Source organism: Paenibacillus artemisiicola (assembly GCF_017652985.1).
Taxonomy (GTDB): domain Bacteria; phylum Bacillota; class Bacilli; order Paenibacillales; family Paenibacillaceae; genus Paenibacillus_Z; species Paenibacillus_Z artemisiicola.
This window is the reverse complement of sequence record NZ_JAGGDJ010000003.1, coordinates 189,902-214,541: the sequence shown is the minus strand read 5'-3', so window position 1 is coordinate 214,541 and position 24,640 is coordinate 189,902. Positions and strand designations below refer to the sequence as shown.

General features: G+C 60.2%; 26 protein-coding genes and 1 other annotated feature. Of the genes, 1 reads left to right on the top strand and 25 read right to left on the bottom strand.

Translation table 11 applies throughout. The features are described from left to right. Positions 1–7 precede the first annotated feature (7 nt). The 4 genes from pyrR to lspA form a co-directional block, all read right to left on the bottom strand. Positions 8–538: a bifunctional pyr operon transcriptional regulator/uracil phosphoribosyltransferase PyrR gene (gene pyrR, locus I8J29_RS06870; RefSeq protein WP_208847149.1), complete on the bottom strand. Its 531-nt coding sequence runs from the start codon at positions 536–538 to the stop codon at positions 8–10. Positions 539–822: 284 nt separating this feature from the next. After that, positions 823–2,058, bottom strand: coding sequence for an LL-diaminopimelate aminotransferase (locus I8J29_RS06865; protein WP_208846919.1), 1,236 nt, complete (start codon positions 2,056–2,058; stop codon positions 823–825). A gap of 111 nt (positions 2,059–2,169) precedes the next feature. Then, entirely contained in the window at positions 2,170–3,078 is a 909-nt protein-coding gene (locus I8J29_RS06860) for an RluA family pseudouridine synthase (protein ID WP_420831104.1), read from the bottom strand. Between the two features lie 19 nt (positions 3,079–3,097). After that, the gene (lspA, locus tag I8J29_RS06855) at positions 3,098–3,622 is read right to left on the bottom strand and encodes a signal peptidase II (protein ID WP_208846918.1); all 525 of its coding nucleotides are present in this window, start codon (positions 3,620–3,622) and stop codon (positions 3,098–3,100) included. 180 nt (positions 3,623–3,802) lie between these two features. On the opposite strand from lspA, the gene I8J29_RS06850 reads away from it, so the two are divergent. Then, on the top strand, positions 3,803–4,537 hold the full coding sequence (locus tag I8J29_RS06850; protein ID WP_208846917.1) for a TraR/DksA C4-type zinc finger protein: 735 nt from the start codon (positions 3,803–3,805) through the stop codon (positions 4,535–4,537). Between the two features lie 113 nt (positions 4,538–4,650). Here the strand turns inward: I8J29_RS06850 and I8J29_RS06845 are convergent, their stop codons facing one another. From I8J29_RS06845 to ftsA, 21 genes are all read right to left on the bottom strand, one after another. Next, on the bottom strand, positions 4,651–4,983 hold the full coding sequence (locus I8J29_RS06845; protein WP_208846916.1) for a DUF5665 domain-containing protein: 333 nt from the start codon (positions 4,981–4,983) through the stop codon (positions 4,651–4,653). Between the two features lie 125 nt (positions 4,984–5,108). Further along, a complete protein-coding gene (gene ileS / locus I8J29_RS06840; RefSeq protein ID WP_208846915.1) occupies positions 5,109–8,213 on the bottom strand; it encodes an isoleucine--tRNA ligase in 3,105 nt (1,034 codons plus the stop codon). Between the two features lie 62 nt (positions 8,214–8,275). Continuing rightward, positions 8,276–8,575, bottom strand: a binding site (T-box leader). A gap of 72 nt (positions 8,576–8,647) precedes the next feature. After that, entirely contained in the window at positions 8,648–9,142 is a 495-nt protein-coding gene (locus tag I8J29_RS06835; protein ID WP_208846914.1) for a DivIVA domain-containing protein, read from the bottom strand. Between the two features lie 91 nt (positions 9,143–9,233). Continuing rightward, a complete protein-coding gene (locus I8J29_RS06830; RefSeq protein ID WP_208846913.1) occupies positions 9,234–10,016 on the bottom strand; it encodes a YlmH family RNA-binding protein in 783 nt (260 codons plus the stop codon). Further along, on the bottom strand, positions 10,013–10,279 hold the full coding sequence (locus tag I8J29_RS06825; RefSeq protein ID WP_208846912.1) for a YggT family protein: 267 nt from the start codon (positions 10,277–10,279) through the stop codon (positions 10,013–10,015). Before I8J29_RS06825 ends, I8J29_RS06830 begins: the two co-directional genes overlap by 4 nt. 7 nt (positions 10,280–10,286) lie before the next feature. Further along, complete coding sequence (locus I8J29_RS06820; RefSeq protein WP_090638293.1) at positions 10,287–10,739, bottom strand: cell division protein SepF; 453 nt, start codon at positions 10,737–10,739, stop codon at positions 10,287–10,289. Positions 10,740–10,790: 51 nt separating this feature from the next. Further along, positions 10,791–11,513, bottom strand: coding sequence for a YggS family pyridoxal phosphate-dependent enzyme (locus I8J29_RS06815; RefSeq protein WP_208847176.1), 723 nt, complete (start codon positions 11,511–11,513; stop codon positions 10,791–10,793). After that, positions 11,510–12,361 (bottom strand): peptidoglycan editing factor PgeF, encoded by an 852-nt coding sequence (gene pgeF / locus I8J29_RS06810; protein ID WP_208846911.1) that lies wholly within the window; start codon positions 12,359–12,361, stop codon positions 11,510–11,512. The genes I8J29_RS06815 and pgeF overlap by 4 nt, the downstream gene beginning before the upstream one ends. Before the next feature lie 96 nt (positions 12,362–12,457). After that, positions 12,458–12,733, bottom strand: a complete 276-nt coding sequence (locus tag I8J29_RS06805; RefSeq protein ID WP_090638300.1) for a YlmC/YmxH family sporulation protein — start codon at positions 12,731–12,733, stop codon at positions 12,458–12,460. A 208-nt stretch (positions 12,734–12,941) separates the two neighbouring features. Continuing rightward, on the bottom strand, positions 12,942–13,724 hold the full coding sequence (gene sigG / locus I8J29_RS06800; protein ID WP_090573745.1) for an RNA polymerase sporulation sigma factor SigG: 783 nt from the start codon (positions 13,722–13,724) through the stop codon (positions 12,942–12,944). Positions 13,725–13,902: 178 nt separating this feature from the next. Next, positions 13,903–15,141: a hypothetical protein gene (locus tag I8J29_RS06795; protein ID WP_208846910.1), complete on the bottom strand. Its 1,239-nt coding sequence runs from the start codon at positions 15,139–15,141 to the stop codon at positions 13,903–13,905. Positions 15,142–15,152: 11 nt separating this feature from the next. Further along, positions 15,153–15,992, bottom strand: a complete 840-nt coding sequence (locus tag I8J29_RS06790; RefSeq protein WP_208846909.1) for a hypothetical protein — start codon at positions 15,990–15,992, stop codon at positions 15,153–15,155. Continuing rightward, positions 15,989–16,678 (bottom strand): ATP-binding cassette domain-containing protein, encoded by a 690-nt coding sequence (locus tag I8J29_RS06785; protein WP_208846908.1) that lies wholly within the window; start codon positions 16,676–16,678, stop codon positions 15,989–15,991. The genes I8J29_RS06790 and I8J29_RS06785 overlap by 4 nt, the downstream gene beginning before the upstream one ends. Continuing rightward, positions 16,671–17,072 (bottom strand): GntR family transcriptional regulator, encoded by a 402-nt coding sequence (locus I8J29_RS06780; RefSeq protein ID WP_208846907.1) that lies wholly within the window; start codon positions 17,070–17,072, stop codon positions 16,671–16,673. Before I8J29_RS06780 ends, I8J29_RS06785 begins: the two co-directional genes overlap by 8 nt. Before the next feature lie 199 nt (positions 17,073–17,271). Continuing rightward, positions 17,272–18,129 carry a MetQ/NlpA family ABC transporter substrate-binding protein gene (locus I8J29_RS06775; RefSeq protein ID WP_208846906.1) on the bottom strand — a complete coding sequence of 286 codons (858 nt, stop codon included), beginning with the start codon at positions 18,127–18,129 and terminating at the stop codon, positions 17,272–17,274. 40 nt (positions 18,130–18,169) lie between these two features. Further along, positions 18,170–18,835 carry a methionine ABC transporter permease gene (locus tag I8J29_RS06770; RefSeq protein WP_208847147.1) on the bottom strand — a complete coding sequence of 222 codons (666 nt, stop codon included), beginning with the start codon at positions 18,833–18,835 and terminating at the stop codon, positions 18,170–18,172. Positions 18,836–18,840: 5 nt separating this feature from the next. Continuing rightward, entirely contained in the window at positions 18,841–19,845 is a 1,005-nt protein-coding gene (locus tag I8J29_RS06765; RefSeq protein ID WP_208847146.1) for a methionine ABC transporter ATP-binding protein, read from the bottom strand. Positions 19,846–20,042: 197 nt separating this feature from the next. Further along, complete coding sequence (gene sigE / locus I8J29_RS06760) at positions 20,043–20,765, bottom strand: RNA polymerase sporulation sigma factor SigE (RefSeq protein WP_090638315.1); 723 nt, start codon at positions 20,763–20,765, stop codon at positions 20,043–20,045. Next, entirely contained in the window at positions 20,744–21,748 is a 1,005-nt protein-coding gene (gene spoIIGA, locus I8J29_RS06755) for a sigma-E processing peptidase SpoIIGA (protein WP_208846905.1), read from the bottom strand. The genes sigE and spoIIGA overlap by 22 nt, the downstream gene beginning before the upstream one ends. 322 nt (positions 21,749–22,070) lie before the next feature. Next, the gene (ftsZ, locus tag I8J29_RS06750; RefSeq protein ID WP_208846904.1) at positions 22,071–23,210 is read right to left on the bottom strand and encodes a cell division protein FtsZ; all 1,140 of its coding nucleotides are present in this window, start codon (positions 23,208–23,210) and stop codon (positions 22,071–22,073) included. Positions 23,211–23,226: 16 nt separating this feature from the next. Further along, on the bottom strand, positions 23,227–24,471 hold the full coding sequence (gene ftsA / locus I8J29_RS06745; RefSeq protein ID WP_208846903.1) for a cell division protein FtsA: 1,245 nt from the start codon (positions 24,469–24,471) through the stop codon (positions 23,227–23,229). Positions 24,472–24,640 lie beyond the last annotated feature (169 nt).

Here is a 24,640-nt window from a genome sequence, read left to right as displayed (position 1 = left end):
GTCCCCCTTAGTGGATAATCGTCACTTGATCGTTCTCGTCGACTTCCTGCAGAGACACTTCGATCTGCTCTTGTTTCGAGGTCGGCACGTTCTTCCCGACGTAGTCCGGCCGGATCGGCAGCTCCCGATGCCCCCGGTCGACCAGCACGGCCAGCTGGATCGCTTGCGGCCGTCCCAGATCCATCAGCGCGTCCATCGCCGCCCGGATCGTTCTGCCGGTATAGAGCACGTCGTCGAAAAGGATGACCCGTTTGTCCTTTACGCCGACCGACGAGCCCGCCGCGGGACGTTCGGCGCTGCCCTTCTCGCGATCGTCGCGGTACTGCGTGATGTCGAGCTCCTGCACCTCGACGGGGCGTCCTTCGATTTCCCGGATTTGCTCGGCGATCCGCTGCGCCAGATAGATGCCGCGGGTACGAATGCCGACGATCACGCAGTTGTCGATGCCTTTGTTCTTCTCGACGATTTCATGGGCAATCCGCGTGAGCGCGCGCCGGATCGCCGTTTCGTCCATGATGACGCGATGCTGCTCATCCATTGGTTTCATGCGCCTCCTTGCTTGACTGCGAAGTTCCATGGCCACAAAAAAACTCCTTGCGGCATGCGCAAGGAGTTCGTCGTTTTGGATAGTCAATCTTATCGGGTTGGACAAAACGCCACCGCGAGCGAGCGTCAGTGGGTAGGGTTGTCCCCGGATTCGATTGATAAAACGATTCACGTTACCTTGCCAGCCTCTCTGGACTGAGTTAAAGGTACTACGGTTTATCAAAAGAATTATGTCACATTCGACAAGCAATGTCAATCGGTCGGTTGCCGATCGAATTACAGGCTCAGCTTGGTGATCCGTTCCACCGCTTTTTCCGTGTTTTCGCGGCTGCCGAACGCCGTCAGTCGGAAGTAGCTTTGACCGGCTTGACCGAAGCCGACGCCCGGCGTGCCCACGATGTTCGCTTCCGACAGCAGCTTGTCGAAGAACGCCCAGGAGTCCAGGCCGCTCGGCGTTTTCAGCCAGATGTACGGCGCGTTCACGCCGCCGAACACTTCCAGGCCGAGGGAAGCCAGACCGTCGCGGATGATGCCGGCGTTCGTCATGTAATAATCGATGATGGACGCGATTTGCGCTTTGCCTTCCGGCGTGTAGACCGCCGCCGCGCCGCGCTGCGTCACGTACGAGACGCCGTTGAACTTCGTCGTGTGGCGGCGGTTCCACAGGTCGTTCACGAGCACGGCGTTGCCGTCGGCGTCCTTCGCCTTCAGCTCGCGCGGCACGACCGTGTACGCGCAGCGCACGCCCGTGAAGCCGGCCGTCTTGGAGAAGCTGCGGAATTCGATCGCGACTTCCTTCGCGCCTTCGATCTCGTAGATGGACCGCGGCACGTCCGCCTCGCGGATGAACGCTTCGTACGCGGAATCGTACAGGATGATGCAGTTGTTCGCCTTGGCGAAATCGACCCAGCGCTTCAGCTCCGCTTTGGAGAGCGTCATGCCGGTCGGGTTGTTCGGATAGCAGAGGTAGATCAGGTCGACCTTGCGGTCCGGCAGGCTCGGCGTGAAGTTGTTCGACGCGTCGCATTTCAGGTACACGATGTTTTCGTATTGGTTCGTTTCTTTATTGAACAAGCCGGATCGGCCGGCCATGACGTTCGTGTCCACGTAGACCGGATACACGGGATCCTGCACGGCGACGACCGCGTCCTGGCTGAAAATTTCTTGAATGTTGCCGACGTCGCATTTCGAGCCGTCGCTGACGAACACTTCGTTCGTCGCGATGTCGATGCCGCGCGCCTTATAATCGTTCTCGATGATGGCGTCGATCAGGAAGTCGTAGCCTTGCTCCGGGCCGTAGCCGCGAAACGACGACGGATTCGCCAGCTCGTCCACCGCGCCGTGCATCGCTTTGGTGATCGCGTCCGGGAGACCGCGCGTCACGTCGCCGATGCCGAGGCTGATGATTTGGGCGTTCGGATTTTCCTGCATGAATTTCGTGCGTCGTTTCGCGATTTCGGAGAACAGGTAGCTGCCCTGAAGATTCGTATAGTTGTTATTGATTTGCGTCATGCTCGATTTCTCACCCTTCGATTCGAAGTTTTACGATTTGGTTCCATCATAGCGCAAGGCAGGCGGGTGCCATATATAGAATATGGTGAAAAGTTTGCACTAATTTCGGAATCAGCGCTGCCGCAATATCGTCAGCTCATGCTCCATGTCGGCCGGAATCGGCGCCTGGAATTCCAAATACTCGCCGCTGCGCGGATGCACGAACCCGAGCACGGCGGCATGCAGCGCCTGGCCTTTGAGGCCGATCGTCTTGCTTCGCCCGTACACCGGGTCTCCCGCGAGCGGATGGCCGACGTACTTCATGTGGACGCGGATTTGATGCGTCCGCCCCGTCTCCAGCTGCAGCTCCAGCAGCGTATAGTCGCCGAAGCGCTCGAGCACCTGGAAGTGCGTGACCGCTTCCTTACTGCCCTTGTGCGTGACCGTGAACAGCTTCCGGTCCTGCGGATCCCGGCCGATCGGCGCGTCGACGGTGCCGTTCTCGTGCGGCATGTTGCCGTGGACGAGGGCCATGTATTTGCGCGTGACGCTATGCGCCTTCAACTGCTCCGCCAGCGACAGATGGGCCAGGTCGTTCTTCGCGGCCATCAGGAGGCCCGATGTGTCCTTGTCTATGCGGTGCACGATGCCCGGGCGCAATACGCCGTTGATGCCGGACAAGTCCTTGCAGTGGTGCATCAGCGCGTTGACGACCGTGCCGGAATAATGGCCGGGCGCCGGATGAACCACCATGCCCCGCGGCTTGTTAAGGACGATGACGTCGGAGTCCTCGTACGCGACGTCGAGGGGGATGTCTTCCGCGGCGAAGACCGCTTCCTCCGGTTCAGGCACAATAACCGTGACCACGTCGGCCACGGCTAGTTTGTAATTCGCTTTCGCTTCGCGGCCGCCTACCAGCACCGCGCCGCTCTTGATCCAATCCTGCACTTGCGTGCGCGATACCGCGCCGTCCTCCATGCTTTCGGTTACGAATTTGTCCAGCCGTTCGCCAGCCGACGATTCGCCGATTTCGAAGACCATCGCGTCCTGGTCTTGCTCATCACCGGATAAATTGATGGTTTTCGGATCCATTGCTTTCTTGTCCATTGGAATTGGAATCTCCGTTCTCTTTCTTGGATGACAGCAGCGCATCCAGCAAAATCAGCGCCACGCCGACGCAGATGCCGGAATCGGCGATGTTGAATACCGGGAAGACGTAGCTGCCGAACGTGAATTGCAGAAAATCGACGACTTGTCCGTACAGCGCCCGGTCGACCAGGTTGCCGACCGCGCCGCCGAGCACGAGGCCGAGACCGGACAGCAGCAGCGCTTTACCGGAGTTGCGGTTCTTCGCTATATACCAGACGATCCCGATGACGACCACGAGCGTGATGCCGATGAACAGAAGCCGCTGCTCCTGCAGAATGCTGAACGCCGCCCCCTTGTTGCGGATCGAGGTGATGACGAAGAAGTCGCCGATCACGCTTCTCGTCTCGTTCAGGACGAGACTGTGTTCTACCCATTTCTTGGTTGCATAATCCACCACAAGCACGAATACGGCCAGCCAATAGTAGTAAAATTTCACGGCGTCTGCCCCCTTATCCCCCACATTGTAGCATATTTCCGCGATGCCGGGCCAGCCGAATCCGCCCGCGACGCTGCCAGCGCAACCATGATTGCCCGCCTCTAAAAACGGCCCCCGCTGCAAAAGCTAACGGCACGACAACAACGTCAATCCGTTCCGAGGAAAGAGGGGGTACAACCGATGACGACGACGCATCTGACGAACGCGCAGCTGCGCGGCCTGCGCAGCCGGCTGAACGTGGACAAGGCGGCGGCCGAACAGCGCCTCGCCAGCAGCCAGCATTACGGCTTGGGCGATTCGCTGCGCGACGAATCCGGCGATTTGTCCGCCTACGACAACCATCCCGCCGACGCCGCCACCGAGACGTACGAGCGCGGCAAAGACATCGCGCTGCACGAGCAGGAAGAGCTGCATCTGAACCGCATCGAAGCGGCGCTGGCCGCCATGGACGACGGGAGCTACGGCGCTTGCCGCGTCTGCGGCGAACCGATTCCGCTCGCGCGGCTCCAGGCGATTCCGGACACCCTCTATTGCGTGGCGCATTCTCCGAGGCAGGACGTCTCCGACCGACGGCCGGCGGAAGAGAGCTTCCTGCAGCCTCCGTTCGGCCGGACGAGCCTGGACGATCACGAAGACGGGTATAACGGCTTCGACGGCGAGGACGCCTGGCAAATCGTCGAGAGCTGGGGCACGTCCAATACGCCGGCGATGGCCGAAGGCCGGGATATTACGTCGTACGACCAGATGGCGATCGAGTCGGACGAATCGGACGGTTACGTGGAGCCGTTCGAAAGCTTCGTCGCCACGGACATCACCGGCAACCGCCGCTTCATCGTCCGCAACGAGGCGTACAACCACTACTTGGATAACGAGGAAGGCGAGCCTCTGCTCGACGGGGAACAACAACGGGAATAGAAACGGCCAAATAAAGCAGCGACGCCGGGCGGATATGCGCGGCGCCGCTGTTTTTCGTACTATTTCCGCCGCTTCGTCGTCCCGGTATCCGCCCAAGCCCCCGCGGCCCTCGCCTAATACGTCTTCCCTTCCAGCTGATGCTGCACGATGCGCACGATGTCCGCGATGTAATCGCCGATGATCGGGAGATTCAACGCCCCGAGCACCTGAAGCACGTAGAGGATGGTGGACGCGAATATCGTAAAGCCGACCGCGATGCCGACGCCCCGCGACAGGCCGCCGAGCGCGTTGCGCCAGAACAGCGAGAACGGCCGGTTCAGCAGCTGCACGTAATCGGCGATCTGGGTGCGCTCCATCTGGGCCGTCAACGTTTCAAGCCGCTTCTCCAAGGCATCGAGCGAATGGCGGACGCCGTTCAGATCTTCGTGGTTTTCGGTCGTTGTCATGACGATCCTGTCCTTTGCTTGGCATTCGGTAAACGAAACGACGCCCACGCCGCGTGCGGCCGAGCGGCAAAAAGCCGTCGGCCGCCCGCGCGTGAGCGTTCGGTTTCTTTGCTGCTATGCCGTTATCATGCCCCCGCGATCGCGATTCCAATCTCGCGGTCGCCGAGCGACACCCGCTCCGTCTCCGCCGCGGCGCCGTACTCCACGCCGCTCAGCAGGACGTTCTCGAACAGGACGTTCCGGAACGCGTCGAGCGCCGCGCGCAGCTCCGCGTCGACGTCGAGCGTGAGCTTCACGCGCAGCTCGATCGGCAGATCGAGCTTCTTGCGCGTATCCTGCACCGCGCGGATGACTTCGCGGACGAGGCCTTCCTGCTCGAGCTCCGGCGTGATGTCCGTGTTGATCGCGACCGTCAGCTGGTAGCCGGAAGCGGACGCGAAGCCGGACTTCGCCTGCTTCTCCACGAGCAGCTCGTCGAGCGCGATGACGAAGCTTTCGCCTTCGAGCGACGTATACGACAGTTCGCCCGCTTTGACGATTTCGCTCGTCTCGTCCGGCAGCAGCGATTTCAGGTACGTCTGGATCGGGCCGACGTGCTTGCCGTATTTTTTGCCCGCGACCTTCAGGTTCAGTTTGAACGTGAAGTCGACGAAACCGCTGTCGCCGCTCGCGATCGTGATCGTTTTGACGTTGATCTCGTCCTTGATGATGTCTTCGTACGGCGCGAGGTCGAATTCGTTGTCCAGCGCCACGATAAGCTCGGACAGCGGCTGCCGCGTCTTGATGCCGGTTTCGTTGCGCACGTTGCGGGCCAGCTCGACGATCTGCCGCGCCGTCTCCATGTCGCGCTCGAGCTTCTCGTCGATCGCGTGTTCGTCGGCCTTCGGATAATCGGCCAGGTGCACGCTGCCGCCTTCGCCGAGGTTCGTGTACACGTCCTCCGCCAGCATCGGCGCGAACGGCGCGATCAGGCGCGCCAGCGTCGTCAGCACCGCGCGGAGCGTGCCGTACGCGTCCAGCTTGTCGTCCGTCAGGCCGCTGCCCCAGAACCGGTCGCGCGAACGGCGGATGTACCAGTTGCTCATCTCGTCCACGAAGCCCTCGATCGCCTTGGCCGCGTTCAGGAAGTCGTACGACGCCAGACTCTTGTTGACGTTCGCGACGAGGCTGTTCAGCCGCGACACGATCCAGCGGTCCAGCTTCGCCGACGATGCGCGGGCCGGCTGGGTCGCCGGGTCGTAGCCGTCGATGGACGCGTAGAGCGCGAAGAAGGCGTGCGTGTTCACGATCGTATCGATGACCTTGGACTTCGCTTCGCCGACGATGCCGCGCGAGAACCGCTTGCTGTTCCAAGGCGCGCTGTCCGCCAGAAGCGCCCAGCGGAACGCGTCCGTGCCGTACTCGTCGATGATCTCCCAAGGGTCGATGACGTTGCCTTTGGATTTGGACATCTTTTGGCCGTTTTCGTCCAGGATGTGGCCGGTCGAGATGACCGCCTTGTACGGCGCGCGGCCGTTATACAGCGTGGACACCGCCAGAAGGCTGAAGAACCAGCCCCGCGTCTGGTCGATGCCTTCGCAGATGATATCGGCCGGATATTGCTCCGCGAACGTCTGCTGCTTCTCGAACGGCTGATGATATTGCGCGAACGGCATGGAGCCGCTGTCGAACCAGACGTCGACGACTTCGGACGTGCGCGTCATGACGCCGCCTTCGCAGTGCGGGCAGCGCAGCTTCACGTCGTCCACGTACGGCTTGTGCAGCTCGATGTCCTCGGAGATCGGCGAGACCGACCGCGCGGCCAGGTCTTTCCGGCTGCCCGGCGCATGCTGCCCGCCGCACTTCTCGCAGATCCAGACGTTAAGCGGCGTGCCCCAGTACCGGTTGCGGCTGATGTTCCAATCGACCAAGTCCTCGAGGAACTTGCCGAAACGGCCTTCGCGGATATGGGACGGGTACCAGTCGACTTCGCTGTTGTTCTTGATCAGTTGGTCCTTGACCGCGGTCGTCTCGATGAACCAGCTGTCCGTCGCGTAGTAGATGAGCGGCGTTTTGCAGCGCCAGCAGAACGGGTAGCTGTGCTCGTAGCGTTCCTTCGAGAACAGCAGGCCGCGCTCGCTCAGCATTTTGACGATATCGACGTCGCATTCCTTGACGAAGCGGCCGGCCAAATCGGTGACGGCTTCGACGTAGCGGCCGGCGTTGTCGACGACGCTCAGGAAGCTGACGCCGTTCTGGCGCGCCACCTTGTAGTCATCGTCGCCGTGCGCGGGCGCGATGTGGACGATGCCGGTACCGCTCGAATCGCTGACGAAATCGCCGGGGATGATGAAGTGCCCGTTCTCGACGGCCGCGTAGCGGAACGGCGGCTCGTATTTCAAGTTCAGCAGCTCCGAGCCCTGCAGCGACGACAGCACCTCATAGTCGCCCTTCACGCCCTTCATGACGCTCTCGACGAGCGCTTCCGCCACGATGTACGTCTCGCCGTCCTTGCGCACGCGCGCGTACGTCAGGTTCGGATTCACCGCCAAGGCCACGTTGGCCGGCAGCGTCCATGGCGTCGTCGTCCAGGCGAGCACGAATTCGTCGCGGCCGTCGAGCTTGAATTTCACCGTCGCGCTGAGATCCTTGACGTCCTCATAGCCCTGCGCGACTTCATGGGAACTCAAAGTCGTCTGGCAATGCGGGCAGTACGGGCTTACCCGGTGGCCCCGATACAGCAGGCCCTTGCCGTGGATGGCGGACAAAATATTCCACACGCTCTCGATATAATCGTTGTTCAGCGTGATGTACGGATCGTCCATGTTCGTCCAGTAGCCGATCGCTTCGGTCAATTCGCGCCATTGGCGTTCGTACTCGAAGACGCTGCTTTTGCATTTGTTGATGAACGCTTCCACGCCGTATTCCTCGATGTCCTGCTTGCCGGAGATGCCGAGCTGCTTCTCGACGCCCAGCTCGACCGGCAGGCCGTGCGTATCCCAGCCGGCTTTGCGGACGACGCGGTAGCCGTCCATCGTCTTGTAGCGGCAGATGAAGTCCTTGATGACCCGGCCGAGCACGTGCCCGATATGCGGGGCGCCGTTCGCGGTCGGCGGTCCTTCGTAGAACACGAAGTTCGGCTTGCCCTCCCGGTTGTCGATCGACTGCCGGAACGTCTGCTCCTCTCTCCACTTGCCGAGCACCCGCAGATCGCGGCTTCTCGCTTTTTCTTTCACGTCGATGCGCTGCATGCTTCATTTCCCCTCTCATGGTTTTCATCGTGTCTTGGCAAACAAAAAAAGCCCCGCCCCCGCAAAGGGACGAGACTTGGCTCGCGATACCACCCTTGTTCCGATCGCCCGTCATCCTCGCCGCGTCCGGGGACAAAGCGAAGGAAGCCGAAGAATCGGCACCTTAGTCACGGATGCAACCTGCCATCCGCGTTCCGGGTAACGGCGGAAATCCGGCGGGACTTACTGCTTGCATCCATGCGCAAGGTTCGGCGCCGCTTCTCGGAGAGGATCTTCCGCAATCGTCCGAACGCCGGCTTTCAGCAAGCGCCGGCTCTCTGGGGAACGTTCGAATGCGTACTCGTTCTCGTCAACGAAATCGTCGTATAAATCGATTATTACCATATATACGCCATTCCGATACATTTGTCAAACTTCCGCAGCGAAAAATCGTATTATCCGCGGCTGCTCTCGCTTGCGAGCGACGGCGGGCTATCCAGGGAATCCCAGCCTTCCTGGGACAGGAGCTCGAGCTGCGCTTCCACCAGCGTCCGGAATCGGGCCCGGTAGATCGACGCCTGCTTCTTCAGCTCTTCCACTTCGAGCGCGACCTTGCGGGACTTGTTGAGCGAGTCGTTGATAATGCGGTCCGCGTTCTTCTCCGCTTCCTTCACGATCAGCTGCGCTTCCTTCTTGGCGTTGTTGCGGACTTCGTCGGCGGCTTCCTGCGCCACGATGATCGTCTTGCTGAGCGTTTCTTCGATATTGGCAAAATGGTTCAATTTCTCTTGCAGCGCCAGCGCTTGATTCTGAATCTCTTTGTTTTCGCGAATCAGCGCTTCGTAGTCCTTGATGACCTGGTCGAGAAATTCGTTCACTTCATCTTCGTCGTAACCGCGCAGACGTCTGCCAAATTCCTTGTTATGTATGTCCAATGGCGTTAACGGCACCGGCGCACCTCCTGAATGTTTACAAGTTAAGGGCTAGATGCCCGATTGTACATTCTTCTTTCGACAGGTGGAGCCAAATTCCTGCAAAGTCCTAGATAATTTTCCCGATTCGGACCCGGATCCGGCCTTTCTTGGTGACGCCTTCGACCTCCAGCACCTTGAAGCGTCCAAGCCCCTGCATCGAGACGACGTCGCCCGCTTTGAGCGGCGCGGACGGATCCTCTTCGACCTTCCAATTGACGCGGCACCGTCCGGCGCGGATCGGATCCACGATCTTGGACCGGCTGATGCGATGCACGTCGCTCGCGATGCCGTCCAGACGCAAAGAAGCCACCGACAGGTTCATCTCTTCCATGGCCGACACGGCCGGACGCAGCCGCTCCATAGGAAGAACGTCCGTAAGGACGTGAACGCGGTGGACTTGTCGCAAATGAATATTGATATAGCCGGCAATCTCCTCGGCGACGAGACAGTGGCAGCGGTCCTCGTGGACGTGCAGATCGCCGATCCGGTCCCGCTTGATGCCGAGACCGAGGAGCGCGCCCAGATAATCCCCGTGGTCCAGCTCCAAATGCCCCTGCGTACCGCCGGTCACTTCGAGCAGCGCGATATGGGCCGGCTCGTCGTCCAGCACCCGATAGTCCGGCGCGAGGAGGGCGCGCTTCCGTTCGGCGCCTTCGTAGCCGCCGTCCAGCCGAATCTGCACGTCGGGATTGCGGTTCGCGAGCGACAAGAGAATGTCCGCCTGCCGCGGATCCAAGAAATCCGTGCGCTTCAGCTCGTGGCCGAACGCGGCGCGGTCGATCCATTCCGACGCGCGGTCCACGAACGGACGCTCGTCGGGATGGAAATGGACGTAAAGATCTTGCTTCATAGGAACATATCCAGAATCGCGATCAGTCCGTACGCCACGAAACGAAGCGCGAACAGCGCGACGATCGGAGAAATGTCGATAACGCCGCCGATCGATGGAATAAATCTGCGGAACGGCGACAAATACGGCTCGACCAGCTTGCCGAGCAGTTCGCCGATGAAGCTGTCGCGGACCCCGGGCAGCCAGGACAGCAGCACGTAAGCGATGATCATATACTGGTAAATCTGGGTAATCGTCCAAATAATACTGGCCACGTCAGACAATTCAAGGTCACCTCATTTTATTGTAGTCTTGCTCCTCAGTCAGCATTTCCGAAATCGCACCTTGAATTTCGACCGTATCCGGCGTGCAAAGAAAAATATTAGGCCCCAACTTCGAGATGCCGCCGTTCAGCGCGTAAATCGTGCCGCTCAGAAAATCGACGATCCGCACGGCCTGGTCCGAACGCACGCGCTGCAGGTTGACGACGACGGACCTCCGCGAACGCAGATGGTCCGCGATATCCTGCGCCTCTTCGTAGGAGCGCGGTTCGTTCAGAATGACGCGGACGTTCTTCTGCGAATGGATGCTGACGATATTATTGCCCTTCGAAGAAGCTTTACGTGCTTCGAAGGGAGAAGTTTCAACTTCTTGTTCGTCATGCGATTCGACCCGTTCGCGCTCCACGACTTCCTCTTCCTCCTGAAGCCCGAGAAAACTCATGAACTTGTTCATCATGTCAATCGCCTTCCTTCGTATATGATGGCTGCTTCCGCCGGCCGGCTCGCCGCGGGATCAGCTCTTTCCTACCAATACGGTTCCGAGCCGGAGCCAGGTGGCCCCTTCCTCGACGGCAATTTCGAAATCCCCCGACATGCCCATCGACAGCCCGCGCACCGGCTCCGCCAGCACGGCGCTGCCGTTCAGTTCATCGCGCAATTCCCGGAGCCCCCGGAAGACGGGTCTCGTTTGTTCGCCCTCCGCGTCCAGCGGCGCCATGGTCATCAGCCCGGCGGGCCGGATGTGCCGCATCGACGCCAGCTCTCTTGCGAACGGCAGGAGCGCCTCCGGCGCAAGGCCGTGCTTGCTCTCCTCCCCCGAGACGTTCACCTGCAGGAAGCAGGGAACGACGAGGCCGAGCTGCTCGGCCCGCCGGTTGATCGCTTGCGCGAGCGACAGCCGGTCGAGCGAGTGAATGTATGTAAACTTCCCGATGACGTCCTTCACTTTGTTCGTTTGCAGCGACCCGATGAAATGCCACACGGCTTGTCCGGCCGGCGCGTGCGCCCGGTCGGCGTCCCAGCCGCCGCCCGTGATGGCGTTCCACTTGGGTGCCGCGTCCTGCCAGCGGTTCTCGCCCATGTGCGTCAGCCCGTGCCGAAGCACGGCCTGCGTCTGCTCGACGCCTACGTATTTGGTCACCGCGATGAGCTCGATGTCCGAACGGTCGCGGCCGCTTCTGGCGCAGGCCGCCTTCAGGCGCCGTTCGACCTCGTCAATGCGCTGTGCTAATGTCACGCTTTCAAATCCCCTTCTGTCATGCCGATCCAGCTGACCATTCTGCCCGTCGCTCCGCCCTCCATCCGGTGGGAGAAGAACAAATCCGTGGAGCAGCCGGTGCACCAATCTGAACATTCGATACGACTCGGCAAAATTCCTGCTTTTATCATAATCTGTCGGTTCAATTCTTTCAAGTTTATCCGGGCTTTTCCGTTTTCGGTCGGCGTTACCAGGCCCTCGTTCTCCAGCCCTATCCGTTCCATAAGGGGTATTACCCGGTCCAGCACGACTTCATTCACCTCGTAGCAGCATAAGCCGATCGAAGGTCCGATCGCGGCTTCGACGTCCGCGGGGACGCAGCCGAAATTCGCCGTCATCGCCTCGACCGTCTTGCGGGCGATTTCCTGCACGGTGCCCTTCCAGCCGGCATGCGCCAGCGCGACGACGTCCTTGACGGGATCTCTAAAATAGAGCGGCACGCAATCCGCGTAAAACGACGTGAGCAGCACGCCGCGCTCGCCCGTGATCATGGCGTCGGCGTCGCCGACCGCCGTGCCGCGGCTCTCCCGGCCCTTGCCGCGGTCGCCTTTGCCGACGACGTACACGCGGTCCCCGTGCACCTGCTCCGCGCAGGTCCATGCTTCGAACGGCCAGCCGAGCGCCTCGGCGAGCATTCTGCGGTTCGCGACGACGTCGGCGTCGGCGTCGCCGACGTGCAGGCCGCAGTTCAGCGACGTCCAGGGCTCCGCGCTGACGCCGCCCTGCCGGCCCGTGAATCCGGCCGTGACGCCGGCGTGACGCTCGCTCCAATGCGGCAATAAAAAAAGCGAAGGTCCCTTCGCCTCGCGCTTTACAAATGGTTCCATCGGTTGGCTTCACCTCTGCTTTAGTGTACCATGCGGCCGCCCTCCGCGCGAGCGCCGGCGCGCCCGCCCGGATGCGCGGCCTTCCGTTTCCCGCCTTCACCGGACCCCGACGTCGTCTTCCTCCGCCCGGTAGACCTTCGCGTCGTCGATGCGCACGAGCACGACGTCCGTGCCGATCTTCACGATGTTGCGCCACGGGATGATGACGTCCGTGCCGTTGCCGAACATGCCGAAGAACCGGGAATAGCTCGGCACGACGATGGAATCGATCCGGCCCTGGCGCAAATCCAGCTCCAAGTCGCTGATCTGGCCTAGCTTGCGCCCGTCCACGATATTGATGACGTCCTTCGTTTGAAAATCGGATATTTTCATCTTCCGTTCACCACGCTTCCCGCAGGACTGATGCCAAACAGGCCTATGCTTTCAGTATATGTGCCCGCCCGGCAAAATGTCCTGCTTGGCAGGAATTATCGCGCCCCGCGGCCTTCCGATAGACTAGAACGCCGTCAGCCAACCTTAACGCGGGGCGCAATAAAAAAACGGCGCGGAGGCGCCGTTATCGCGTGCGAAGGGAAACTGCTCAGGTCTTCACGTGTTTTTGCATTTGCTGGATGGCCGATTTCTCGAGCCGGGAGACTTGCGCTTGCGAGATGCCGATTTCGTCGGCGACTTCCATTTGGGTTTTGCCTTCGAAGAATCGCATCGAGAGAATCATCTTCTCGCGTTCGTTCAATTTGTGCATCGCTTCCCGGAGGGCGATCTCCTCGATCCAGGAAACGTCCTTGTTCTTGTCGTCGCTGATTTGGTCCATCACGTAGATGGGATCCCCGCCGTCGTGGTAGATCGGCTCGAACAACGACACCGGGTCTTGGATGGCGTCGAGCGCGAACACGACGTCTTCTTTGGGCACGTTCAGCGCCTCGGAGATTTCGAAGATCGTCGGCTCCCGCGAATTCTTGTTCGTCAGGCTGTCCCGGACCTGCAGCGCCTTGTAGGCGATATCCCGCAGGCTGCGCGACACGCGGATGGGGTTGTTATCCCGGAGGTAACGGCGAATCTCGCCGATGATCATCGGAACCGCGTACGTTGAAAACTTCACGTTCTGGCTGAGATCGAAATTGTCGATTGCTTTCATGAGGCCGATGCAGCCGACTTGGAAGAGATCGTCGACGAATTCCCCGCGGTTGTTGAACCGTTGTATCACGCTGAGCACAAGCCTCAAGTTGCCATTGACTAATTTCTCTCTGGCTGCCCATTCGTTTTGCGTTTGCAATGCCGTAAACAGCTCGCGCATTTCGGCATTCGTGAGGACAGGCAGTTTAGCGGTATCCACTCCACAGATCTCGACTTTATTTCGGGTCAACGTGATTACCTCCCAAGGAGAAACATTAATGTTCAGTATCTCCCCGGACCCCCAATTTATTCCCCCGCGAAACAGAAGAAGAAGCCCGTCCCGACAAGCATAAACCGGGCAAAAAAACAAGCCCCCGGCGGACAGCCGGAGGCTTGCGGAACCGCGCCGGGCGCATCGTCCGGGCGCTTTAGGATTTGAGGCCGAAGCTGTACAGCGTCATCGGCTCGAGCAGCTCCCGCTGCCGCTCCGGGCTGCCGTCTACGGTCAGCTTGCCCGTGTACGACGCCTTCCCGTCGGCAAGGTTCACGATCAGAATCTCGCCGTCCGCGTTCACGCGGTTCAGCACGTACAGCCGGTCGCCGTAAATAAAGCGCTGCATGGACGAGGCCGCTCCGCCGGTCAGCGCGAGCGGAACGTCGAACGTCTCGCCCCGGGCGCCGCTCGCCAGATCGTCGCTTCGCAGCGTCAGCTTCCCGCCGGCCGTCTTAAGCGTGACCAGCTTCCCGCCGGCCAGCATGCGGGCCGTATTCGCTTCCTCCCCGCCCTCCGCGGGAATCGGAGTCAGCTTGCCGGTCTTGTAATCGAGCACGAGGACCTGCGAGCCGAGCGTCTTCTCCGTATACGTGCCGTCCTTGTCTTTGCCCGCTTGAACGGTCCTTTCGGACAGGAGCGCGTACGGCGAAGGCGAGGCGACGCCCGCGCTCGTGTCGTGGATCGCGTATTTCTCCTGCTTGCCGGCGCCTTTGTCGGCGTCCTTGGCGATCGTCTCGTCGCTCGCGATGCCTTCCTTGTCCAGATCGACCGTGAGCAGGTGGATTTCCGTCTCCATGCCTCCGGCCCGGCCGAGGCCGGTATCCTTGGACAGCGTAACCAGCAGCTTCGCTTGGCCGTCCAGCATTTGGACGTCGTAGACGTACAGGTACGAATACTTCTGCTTGCCCGGCATGATCGCGTCGAAACGCGTTTTTTTGCCGGTCGTCAAGTCCTGCGCGGCGATGGCGATCGAATAGGCGCTCAGATTCGAAGCGGGATTCCGCTCCGCGGCCTTCGCATCCGCATAGAGCAGCGCCTTGTCGTCCGCGTAGAACCCGTTGGTGCTGATTTTGCCCCGCATGAAACCGCGGTGGTCCTTCTTCAGCCGGACCAGGTCGGGGCTGTTATCGGTGAAATCATTGTTCAGCTGCGCCAGAAACGACCGCCGTTCATTGTAATGGGAACCGTTCGTGCCGATCTCGACCCGGTGATACATGCCGTCATCGATTCGCGTATCGGCCTTCAGGACCAATTGCGACGCTTCCTTCGGATCGCCGGATACCGTCTGGATGCGGAATTCCGGCAAGTCCCGCGCGGCCGCGCCGACGTAGTACGTCCCGATGCTCGCGGCGACGAAGACCGGAAGCGCGATGGAAAACCAATATCTTCTCATGGATACGCCCCCTATACCGATACCTTCTTGGTGATGAGATGAAGTCCGAGCCCTACCGTGACCGCGGCGACGATCGCGAGCAGCGCGAGCTCGATGCCGTAAAACTCGCTCGGATACAAGTACGTGTCGATCTTCCTGCCGAGGATGAGGTAAGGCAGCATCAGGAAGAGGAACGCGCCGGCGACGTACAGGACAGCGGCGGCCGCGCCTTTCAGCCGGTAGCTGCGCTCCAGCAGCACCCCCGTGAAGCAGACGAGCACGACGATGGCGCCGATGCCGTAGATAAGCAGAAAATCGGTAAACGTGCCCGGAATGATCAAGGCCAGCAGCGAGGCGCCGCGCACGAGCTCGAATACCCCGGTCGGTTCGAACAACTCCGTGCCGCCGGCGGATACGAACAAGCGGTTCTCGAGCGGCAGCAGCGCAAGCTGCAGGCCGATGAACGCGAACACGAACAGCAGGATCGCCGTCAGCTTGGCGAAGTAGATGTTGCGGCGCGCGGTCGGCAGCATGAGCAGCCGATAGACGAAGACGTTTTTGCCGTACCATTCTTTATACCAAATCATGAAGACGTAAAGGGCGAGAATGCCGGCGCACAGCGCGATCGGTCCGTAGATCCACATGCCGGCTTGGCTGACGGCATCGAGGAACGAATACTTGCCGTTCGCCTGCACGAACGCGTCGAGCGTGCTGTTGCTCGTTCGGATGCGATCGTTTACTTGATTGCCGTAACGGTTCGCTTCGCGGATCATTCCCGCGCACTGGACGATCGCCGTCAGCGCGGCCAGCCCCGCCAGCAGTTTCCAGAACCGCATGATTTCCCAATGGACGAGCTTCAAATAACGATTCATCCGCGATACACCTCTCTCATGACGTCCATGACGGACTTGCCTTCCTCCTGCCGGACGGTTTCGGTATCGAACTCCCGCCGCACGACGCCGTTCTCGAGCAGGACGACCTTGTCGATCAGGTGCTCGATGTCGTTGATTTCGTGCGTCGTGATGATGACGCCGCGGTCCTCGATCAAGTGGCTCGCGAACACGGACGCGATCTGCTCGCGGCTGAACATGTCGATGCCGGAAAACGGTTCGTCCATGAGCACGTAATCGACGTCGAGCGCCAGGCCGAGCAGCAGGTTAAGCTTGGCGGCGTTGCCCTTCGACAGCTCGCCGACCCGGTCGCGGCCGTTCAGCTTGAAGAAGCCCTTCAGCTCCTCGGCGCGCTTCGCGTTCCAGCTCGCGTAGTAATCCGCCATGAAGCGCACGCAGGCGTCGACGGTCATGCCGGGCGGCATCATGATGGCGTCGGGGATGAACGCGATGCGTTCGTACAAGCGGCTCGAGACCGGCTGCCCGTCGATCCGGATCGCGCCCTCGGAGATCGGCGTCAAGCCCATGATCGCCTTCAGCACCGTCGATTTGCCCACGCCGTTAATGCCGATCAGGCAGGTGATCTGCCCCTTCTCCGCCGTGAAGGACACGTCCTTCAGCACATGCTTGCGGCCAAACCGCTTGCGGATGCTCTTGACCTCAATCATGGGCCGTTCCCTCCCCGCCTTGCTTGGCATAGCTGTCCTCGATCCGGACCTTGACGATCGCGAGCAGCTCGTCGACCGGTACTTGAATCTTCTGTATGGAAGCGACGAACGCATCGACCGCATCCGCGATGAGCTCGCCCCTTATCGACTTCAGCACCCGTTCGTCCGACGTGATGCGGCTCGGGGAATTTCCTTCCGTGACGATCAAGCCTTGTTCCTCCATTTCCTTGTACGCCTTCTGCGCCGTATTGGGGTTGATTTGCAGCGTGCCCGCCAGCTCCCTGCGCGAGGGAATGACCTGTCCGCTCGCCAGGCGGCCCGTCGCGATTCGTTCCTTGAAATGCCGGACCACCTGCAAGTAGACGGGGTCGCGGTTATTGAATTTCACTTCCAACGGTTGATCCCCCCTGCCGCTCGTAACTTCCTGATATTAGTGTGTGTACTACGTGGTTCATACACTCTATGTGTACTATACCCGTAATACACGCGGCCGTCAATCCTTCACCCGAAATAAACGTCGTCCCGCGCCTTCCCGGCAACGAAAAACGCCGCCTTCCCGCATGGGAAGACGGCGCAAGCGCATGCGCGGCCGATTACTTGAACGCCGGCACGATCGAGCCTTTGTATTTCTCTTCGATGAACGCTTTGACCTCCGGCGATTGCAGCGCGGCGGCCAGCGCCTTGATGCCCGCGGAATCCTTGTTGTCCAGACGGGCGGCGAGGATGTTCACGTACGGCGAGTCGCTGCCTTCGATGAACAGCGCGTCCTTCGTCGGCACGAGGCCCGCTTCCAGCGCGTAGTTCGTGTTGATCAGCGCCAGGTCGACTTCGTCCAGGACGCGCGGCAGCGTCGCCGCCTCGACCTCGGTGATCTTCAGCTTCTTCGGATTGTCCGTGATGTCGCGCACCGTGCCGGCTACGCCGACGCCGTCCTTCAGCTTGATCAAGCCGTTTTCCGCCATCAGCGCGAGCGCGCGCCCGCCGTTCGTCGGATCGTCGGGGATGACGACCTTCGCGCCTTCCTTCAGCTCGTCCGCGCTCTTCACCTTCTTGGAATACGCGCCGAACGGCTCGATATGCACGCCCGCGACGCTGACGAGGTCGTAGCCTTGATCTTTATTGAACTGCTCCAGGTACGGCATATGCTGAAAGAAATTCGCGTCCAGCTCCTTCTCGTACAATTGCGTATTCGGTTGAATGTAGTCCGTGAACTCCATAACCTCCAGCTTGATGCCCTGCTTCTCCAGAATCGGCTTGACGACGTTCAAAATCTCGGCGTGCGGCACCGGAGAAGCGCCTACCTTGAGCGTAATCTCCTTCGTGCCGCCCTCATTGCCGGCACCGGCGGACGGATTGCCGTTCGCCGCCCCGTTGTCGCTTGATTTCGCCCCGCATGCCGCCAATACCGCGATCATGACGAACGCCATGACGGCCAAACTGATTTTCTTCATCTCGGTTCCTCCATTCGGTTGTTTGCGCTAAGCTGTTTTCTTACTTCCGGCTGAACCGGCGAACGAGATAATCGCCGGCCATCTGCAGGAGCTGGACCAAGACGATCAATAAAACGACGGTCACCAGCATGACGTCCGTTTGGAACCGCTGATAGCCGTAACGATAGGATAGCACGCCCAACCCGCCTCCGCCGATGACGCCGGCCATCGCGGTATACGAGACGAGCGTAACGGCCGTGATCGTCACTGCCGCCAGAAGGCCCGGTCTCGCTTCGAGCAAGAGCACGCGCCGGATGATGTCCAGCTTCGAAGCGCCCATGGATTGGGCGGCTTCGATGACGCCGCGGTCGACCTCGCGAAGCGACGTTTCCACGAGTCTCGCGAAGAAGGGGGCCGCCGCGACGACGAGCGACGGAATCGTGCCCTGCACCCCGAGCGACGTACCCGTCAGCCATTTCGTCAACGGAATGAGCAAAATCATCAAAATCACGAACGGCACGGATCGCAGCACGTTCACGACGACGGACAACGCCGCGTACACGGCCGGCTGCGCGAGCAGCTGCCTGCGCGAGGTCAAGAACAACGCCACGCCGAACAGCAAGCCGAGCACGACCGTAAGCAGCAGCGACACGCCGAGCATAGTGAGCGTGTCTTTGGACGCCTGCCAAATCTCGGCGGGATCGACGTTCTCGAACGACATCGACAACCGATTCATGCCACTTCACCCACTTCCAGCCCTTTCGTCTTCAGCGCGGCGATGATGGCTTCGATTTCCCCGGGGTCCCCGAGAAATTCGATCACGAGCTGGCCGTACGGCGTGTTCTTCATCCGCGACACCGTGCCCTGCAGGATCGTGAACTGTACCGAGGTCGACTTGGCCGCATTGAACAGCAGCGGCTCGTACGTGATGTCGCCGATGTAGTTGATTCGGATCAACCGGCCTTTCCGGGTCGCGAGCAGCTCGCGCGGATCGAACGTGTCCGCTACCTGGCTGACGAATTCCTTCGTGGTCGGATGCTGGGGCTTCAAGAAGACGTCCACGACGTCGCCAAGCTCCACGATTTCGCCGCCGTCGATGACTGCCACGCGATCGCAGATCGAACGAATGACGTGCATCTCGTGCGTAATGAGCAGAATCGTAATGCCCAGCTTCTTGTTAATGTCCAGCAGCAGCGAGAGAATCGCGTTCGTCGTCTGCGGATCGAGCGCCGACGTGGCTTCGTCGCAGAGCAGCACGTCCGGATTGCTGGCCAGCGCCCGGGCGATGCCGACCCGCTGCTTCTGCCCGCCCGAGAGCTGCGCGGGGTACATCTCCGCGTGCCGCTCCAAGCCGACGAGCTGCAGGAGCTCGTCCACTCTGGCGCGGATCGCGGCTTTGGGCAGCTTCGCGAGCTTGAGCGGGAACGCGATATTGTCCCGCACCGTCGCCATCGCGAGCAGGTTGAAATGCTGAAAAATCATGCCGATGCGCCGGCGCTCCCGCTGCAGCCGGCCGGCCGGCAGCCCGGTCAGCTCGACGCCGCCGACCTTGACGGTACCCGTCGTCGGCTGCTCCAGCAGATTGACGGTCCGCAGCAGCGTGCTCTTCCCGGCGCCGGAATGGCCGATAATGCCGAAGATTTCGCCTTTGCCGATCGACAAATCGATATGTTTGATCGCTTCCACGGACGCGGAACCGGTTCGATAGGTTTTGCTTATGTCTGCAAGCTCGATCAGTTGAATAACCCCCTGCCATGCTTCGTTCGGCGGCGCAAGCGGTCCGGATCGGCCGGCGGCGCGCCTTCGCAAAAAAATGCACGAATTGCATTATAACCAACTGTACACGTCCCTGTCACTGGTTGAATCTGCTAGCCGCGCGCAAAAACGCCCGCGGCTCCCGGAATCCGGGGCTGCGGGCGTTCGCCGTTCACCGTTTAGACCATTTTGTTGAACTCCTTGCGGAGCCGCTTGATAATGCGTTTCTCCAGCCGGGAGATATACGACTGGGAGATGCCGAGCAGATCGGCGACGTCCTTCTGCGTCTTCTCTTCCCCGTCCGCCAAGCCGAACCGCAGCTCCATGATGATCCGTTCCCGTTCGGTCAGCTTGTCGAGCGCTTTATGCAGCAGCTTGCGGTCCACCTGCTCCTCGATGTTGCGATAGATCGTATCGTTCTCGGTGCCGAGGACGTCCGAGAGCAGCAGCTCGTTGCCGTCCCAATCGATGTTCAGCGGCTCGTCGAACGAGACTTCGGTCCGCGTCTTGCTGTTGCGCCGCAGATACATGAGAATTTCGTTCTCGATGCACCGCGAGGCGTAGGTCGCCAGCTTGATTTTCTTCTCCGGGTCGAACGTATTGACCGCTTTGATGAGGCCGATGGCCCCGATGGACACCAGGTCCTCGATATGGATGCCGGTGTTCTCGAACTTCCGGGCGATGTAGACGACGAGCCGCAGGTTGCGTTCGATGAGCATGGCCCGGATGGCGGAATCGCCGGAAGGCAGCTTCTCCAGCAAGTATTCTTCTTCTTCGCGCGTGAGCGGCGGCGGCAGCGCTTCGCTTCCGCCGATATAATAAATTTCCTCGCTCTTCAGGCCGAATAAAAACAAAACGCGATAATAATATAACTGCAGGATTAATTTCCATTTGACGAGCATGCTGCTCCATCCCTTCCCGAAGTACTGTGAATTGAATCGGTCGTGACGCTTCGATTTTGAAGAAGTGACGGATGGATGATCGCCCTGTACGTCCCGTCGGCCACAAGCTTGCCGGCATCCAAGCCGATCAGAACTTTTTTGGACTGAAACACGTCCCCTTCCCGCTCCACGATGACCAGATCCGGCTTGATCGCCAGCATGAACTGCGCCCCGGGATTTACGCCCCGGTAGGGCACGAGCCGCAGCCGATCCTGCCACGCGAAGGGCTCTTGCTCCGTCATGCCCGCGATCAGCTGATCCACCTTCGCTTCCCGGATATGGCGTAGCCAGGAGGCCGGAAGCGCATCCTGCCACAGCGAGGCTTCCATGACCATGACCGGCGTGCGGGTCAGCGGCTCGTAAAGCTGATTGCCCGTATCGATCAGGCCCACACAGCGATGCTCCAGGTCGTCGATTCTCACCCTCACCTCCGCGAGATGGGTTGTGACCAATGCGCGTTCCCGACGCTGCGTCAACACGGAACGGTAAATATAATAGCCGACCACCACGATGCACAGGACAAAGATCATCGTCGTGCTCAGCATGAAACTGGGTTTGCCATTCACGTACACGACGGTCTTCCACAGCCGGTTCGAGCTGTTCATGAACAAATAGTGGAAGCCGAGCACCGCGCCGGCAGCCGCGAAATTGACGCCGTAAAACGCGCCGATCAGACGGACGAAATGCTGAACGCTTCCAAAGCCGAAGGCGATAAAGAGCATCGCCAGGGACAGCAGAAGCTTAACGACGATCGTAAACAGAAACGACAGCGACGGAAACACGATCATGACGGCATACACGGAACCGACGCCGGCGGCGAGCAGCACCCGCCACCACTTGGCCCGGATGCTTCGCACCCAGGCGGTCAGCAGCAAATTGGATCCGTCGATCAACAGGTTTACCAGAAACAAAACGTCGATATAAACGGCATCCAGCGCGTTCACCTTCCTGCTGCAGATCCCATTGCCCGTTCCTCAAAACCTTTCTCGCGCGCGGCGCCGCGAAGCGAAGGCGGAGCCCGAGGGCCGCTTCGAAGCGGCGTCCCGCCCGTTCCCGCAGGTTCTCGCGAGGTTTTAGCGAGGAAGAGCGGCTTGTGTCTAGTATAGTTAAATCCTATTACAATGTCTGTCTAATCATGCCGTCAGGAGCGATCTTTTTTTGTCGACCCCCACCGCGCCGAACCGGTCCTCAAGCGGGCTCGACGCCGCCCCGTTCTAGCAAAAAAGCCGCTTTCCGTAGAACGGAAAGCGGCTAAAGTCCTTGCTATTAACGATCGTTATTGCGGCGGTTGCGCAGGAACGCGGGGATATCGAGCTGGTCGCTCGACGTCGGCGTGCCGAACGGCTTCGGACCGTTGCCCGATGCCGGTTGGCGCTGCGCTTCGCCGGCCGCGGCGGTCTCGGCCTGATTCGGCTGCTGGCCCGCGTTCGGACGGCGAAGCGGCGCGCTGGCGCGATGCTCGAAGCCGGTCGCGATGACCGTCACTTTGATCTCTTCCTTCAGGCCCTCGTCGATGCTCGCGCCGAAGATCATGTTCACGTCCGGGTCGGAGGCCGAAATGACGATCTCCGCCGCTTCGTTGACTTCGTACAGCGACAGGTTCGAGCCGCCGGTGATGTTCATGATGATGCCCCGCGCGCCGTCGATCGACGTTTCCAGCAGCGGGCTTTGAATCGCCTTGCGTGCCGCTTCCGCCGCGCGGTTCTCGCCGGTCGCGTTGCCGATTCCCATCAGAGCCGAACCGCGCTCCGTCATGATCGTCTTCACGTCCGCGAAGTCGAGGTTGATCAGGCCCGGCACCGCGATCAGGTCGGAAATGCCCTGTACCGCTTGCTTGAGGACGTTGTCCGCTTCGCGGAACGCTTCGAGCATCGGGGTTTTCTTGTCGACGATTTCCAGCAGCCGGTCGTTCGGAATGACGATCAGCGTATCGACCTTTTCCTTCAGCGCTTCGATGCCGAGCTCGGCTTGTCCGGAGCGCTTGCGGCCTTCGAACGTGAACGGCCGCGTCACGACGCCGACGGTCAGCGCGCCGCATTCGCGCGCGATCTCCGCGATGACCGGAGCCGCTCCCGTGCCGGTGCCGCCGCCCATGCCCGCGGTGACGAACACCATGTCCGCGCCTTTGAGCGTGTTCATGACGGTCTCGCGGGATTCCTCCGCGGCTTTCTTCCCGACTTCGGGATTCGCGCCCGCGCCGAGGCCGCGCGTCAGCTTGTCGCCGATCTGCAGCTTCTGTTCGGCTTTCGCCATATGCAGCGCTTGGGCGTCGGTGTTCACCGTAATGAATTCAACGCCCCTCACGCCGTTCTCAATCATCCGGTTGACCGCGTTGCTGCCGCCGCCGCCCACGCCGATGACTTTGATTTGAGCCATTTGTTCCATCTCGAAATCAAATTCCAACATGCTGTTGTTCCCCCGATCAAATAAATTCGCTAAACATATTTTTCAAACGCTCGAAAATGCCGGGCTTCGAGGGAGTATTGGCTGCGCTTGCCTTCTTGCTCGCGCTTTTCTTCGGCGCGGCTGCGGGGCGGCCCCTCATATACTTCGACACGTATTGGATCATGCCGACCCCGCTCGTGAATGCCGGGTCGCGGACGCCGATGTAATCGGGCACGGCGATGCGGACGCTCGCTTCCAGCTCGTGCTGGGCCAGCGGCAGCGTGCCCGCCATGGTCACGGTGCCGCCGGTCAGCACGTAGCCGTTGACCTTCTCGCCGTAGCCCATGCGCCGGACTTCCTGCCGGATCAAGTGGAAAATCTCCTGCATCCGCGGTTCGATGATGTTGGCCAGGTCGACCTGGGAAAATTCCTTCTCCACGTTGCTGCCCATGCGCATGACCTTGAACCGCTGGTCATCCGCGGCATCGTCCACCAGCGCGCAGCCGAACTTCTGCTTGATCTTCTCCGCCTGCTCCGTCTGGGTCCGAAGTCCGTACGAAATGTCGCTGGTCACGTATTCGCCGCCGACCGGCAGCGTGGACGTCGCGACGATGCTCCCTTGTTCGAAAATGGCGATCGTGCTGGAGCCTGCGCCGATATCCGCAAGCACGGTGCCCATCATTTTCTCGTCTTTGGTCAAGGACATTTGGCCGGACGCCAGCGACATCAGAATGATGCCGGCAATCCGCAAATTGGCTTTCTCCACGCACCGGACCAAGTTATGTATGGCCGTCTTCGCTCCGGTCACGACGGTCGCTTCCACTTCCAAACGGACGCCGATCATGCCCCGCGGGTCCGATATGCCTTCAAGCCCGTCCACTAAATACTGCTTCGGCACCAGATTAATGATTTCGCGATCGGGAGGCACGGCGACGACTTTAGCCGCTTGCAGGACGCGTTCGATGTCTTCTTCGCCGATTTCGCGGTCTTCGTTGGAAATCGCGACGACGCCGTGATTCGTCTGCAAGCCGATATGGTTGCCCTGAATCCCTACATATACATCGGATATTTGAATATCGACCATTCGCTCAGCGTGGTCCACGGCGTTGCGGATCGATGCGACGGTCTGGTCGATGTCGACGATAGCCCCTTTGCGAATACCTTCTGAGTCGGCAGATCCAACTCCAATAATATTAATGACGCCGTTAGTAACCTCGCCAATAATAGCCCGAACCTTGGATGTACCGATGTCCAAACTCACGATGATGTCATTGCTGCTCAAACTCTGGCACCTCCGTTTCAACGTTAATAAGGAACAATGTAATGCCGTGCCCGTGCATGCATTTCTTCTTATTCAACGCAGTGCTCATTTTCCCTCTTTTTTCTACAATTTTTTCACCGTTTTCTTTATGCCGACGGCGCGTCGTTACGCAGATCCGGGGACTTCGTTT

Excerpts from the sequence above, each read along its gene's own strand:
- I8J29_RS06775 (WP_208846906.1), bottom strand. The coding sequence starts at position 18,129 with ATGAAGAAAATCAGTTTGGCCGTCATGGCGTTCGTCATGATCGCGGTA.
- sigE (WP_090638315.1), bottom strand. The coding sequence starts at position 20,765 with ATGCTCGTCAAATGGAAATTAATCCTGCAGTTATATTATTATCGCGTT.
- I8J29_RS06805 (WP_090638300.1), bottom strand. The coding sequence starts at position 12,733 with ATGAAAATATCCGATTTTCAAACGAAGGACGTCATCAATATCGTGGAC.
- I8J29_RS06785 (WP_208846908.1), bottom strand. The coding sequence starts at position 16,678 with ATGATTGAGGTCAAGAGCATCCGCAAGCGGTTTGGCCGCAAGCATGTG.
- I8J29_RS06830 (WP_208846913.1), bottom strand. The coding sequence starts at position 10,016 with ATGAAGCAAGATCTTTACGTCCATTTCCATCCCGACGAGCGTCCGTTC.
- I8J29_RS06795 (WP_208846910.1), bottom strand. The coding sequence starts at position 15,141 with ATGAGAAGATATTGGTTTTCCATCGCGCTTCCGGTCTTCGTCGCCGCG.
- I8J29_RS06860 (WP_420831104.1), bottom strand. The coding sequence starts at position 3,078 with ATGGTCTTCGAAATCGGCGAATCGTCGGCTGGCGAACGGCTGGACAAA.
- I8J29_RS06865 (WP_208846919.1), bottom strand. The coding sequence starts at position 2,058 with ATGACGCAAATCAATAACAACTATACGAATCTTCAGGGCAGCTACCTG.
- I8J29_RS06845 (WP_208846916.1), bottom strand. The coding sequence starts at position 4,983 with ATGACAACGACCGAAAACCACGAAGATCTGAACGGCGTCCGCCATTCG.
- pgeF (WP_208846911.1), bottom strand. The coding sequence starts at position 12,361 with ATGGAACCATTTGTAAAGCGCGAGGCGAAGGGACCTTCGCTTTTTTTA.
- I8J29_RS06790 (WP_208846909.1), bottom strand. The coding sequence starts at position 15,992 with ATGAATCGTTATTTGAAGCTCGTCCATTGGGAAATCATGCGGTTCTGG.
- ileS (WP_208846915.1), bottom strand. The coding sequence starts at position 8,213 with ATGCAGCGCATCGACGTGAAAGAAAAAGCGAGAAGCCGCGATCTGCGG.
- ftsZ (WP_208846904.1), bottom strand. The coding sequence starts at position 23,210 with ATGTTGGAATTTGATTTCGAGATGGAACAAATGGCTCAAATCAAAGTC.
- pyrR (WP_208847149.1), bottom strand. The coding sequence starts at position 538 with ATGGATGAGCAGCATCGCGTCATCATGGACGAAACGGCGATCCGGCGC.
- I8J29_RS06850 (WP_208846917.1), top strand. The coding sequence starts at position 3,803 with ATGACGACGACGCATCTGACGAACGCGCAGCTGCGCGGCCTGCGCAGC.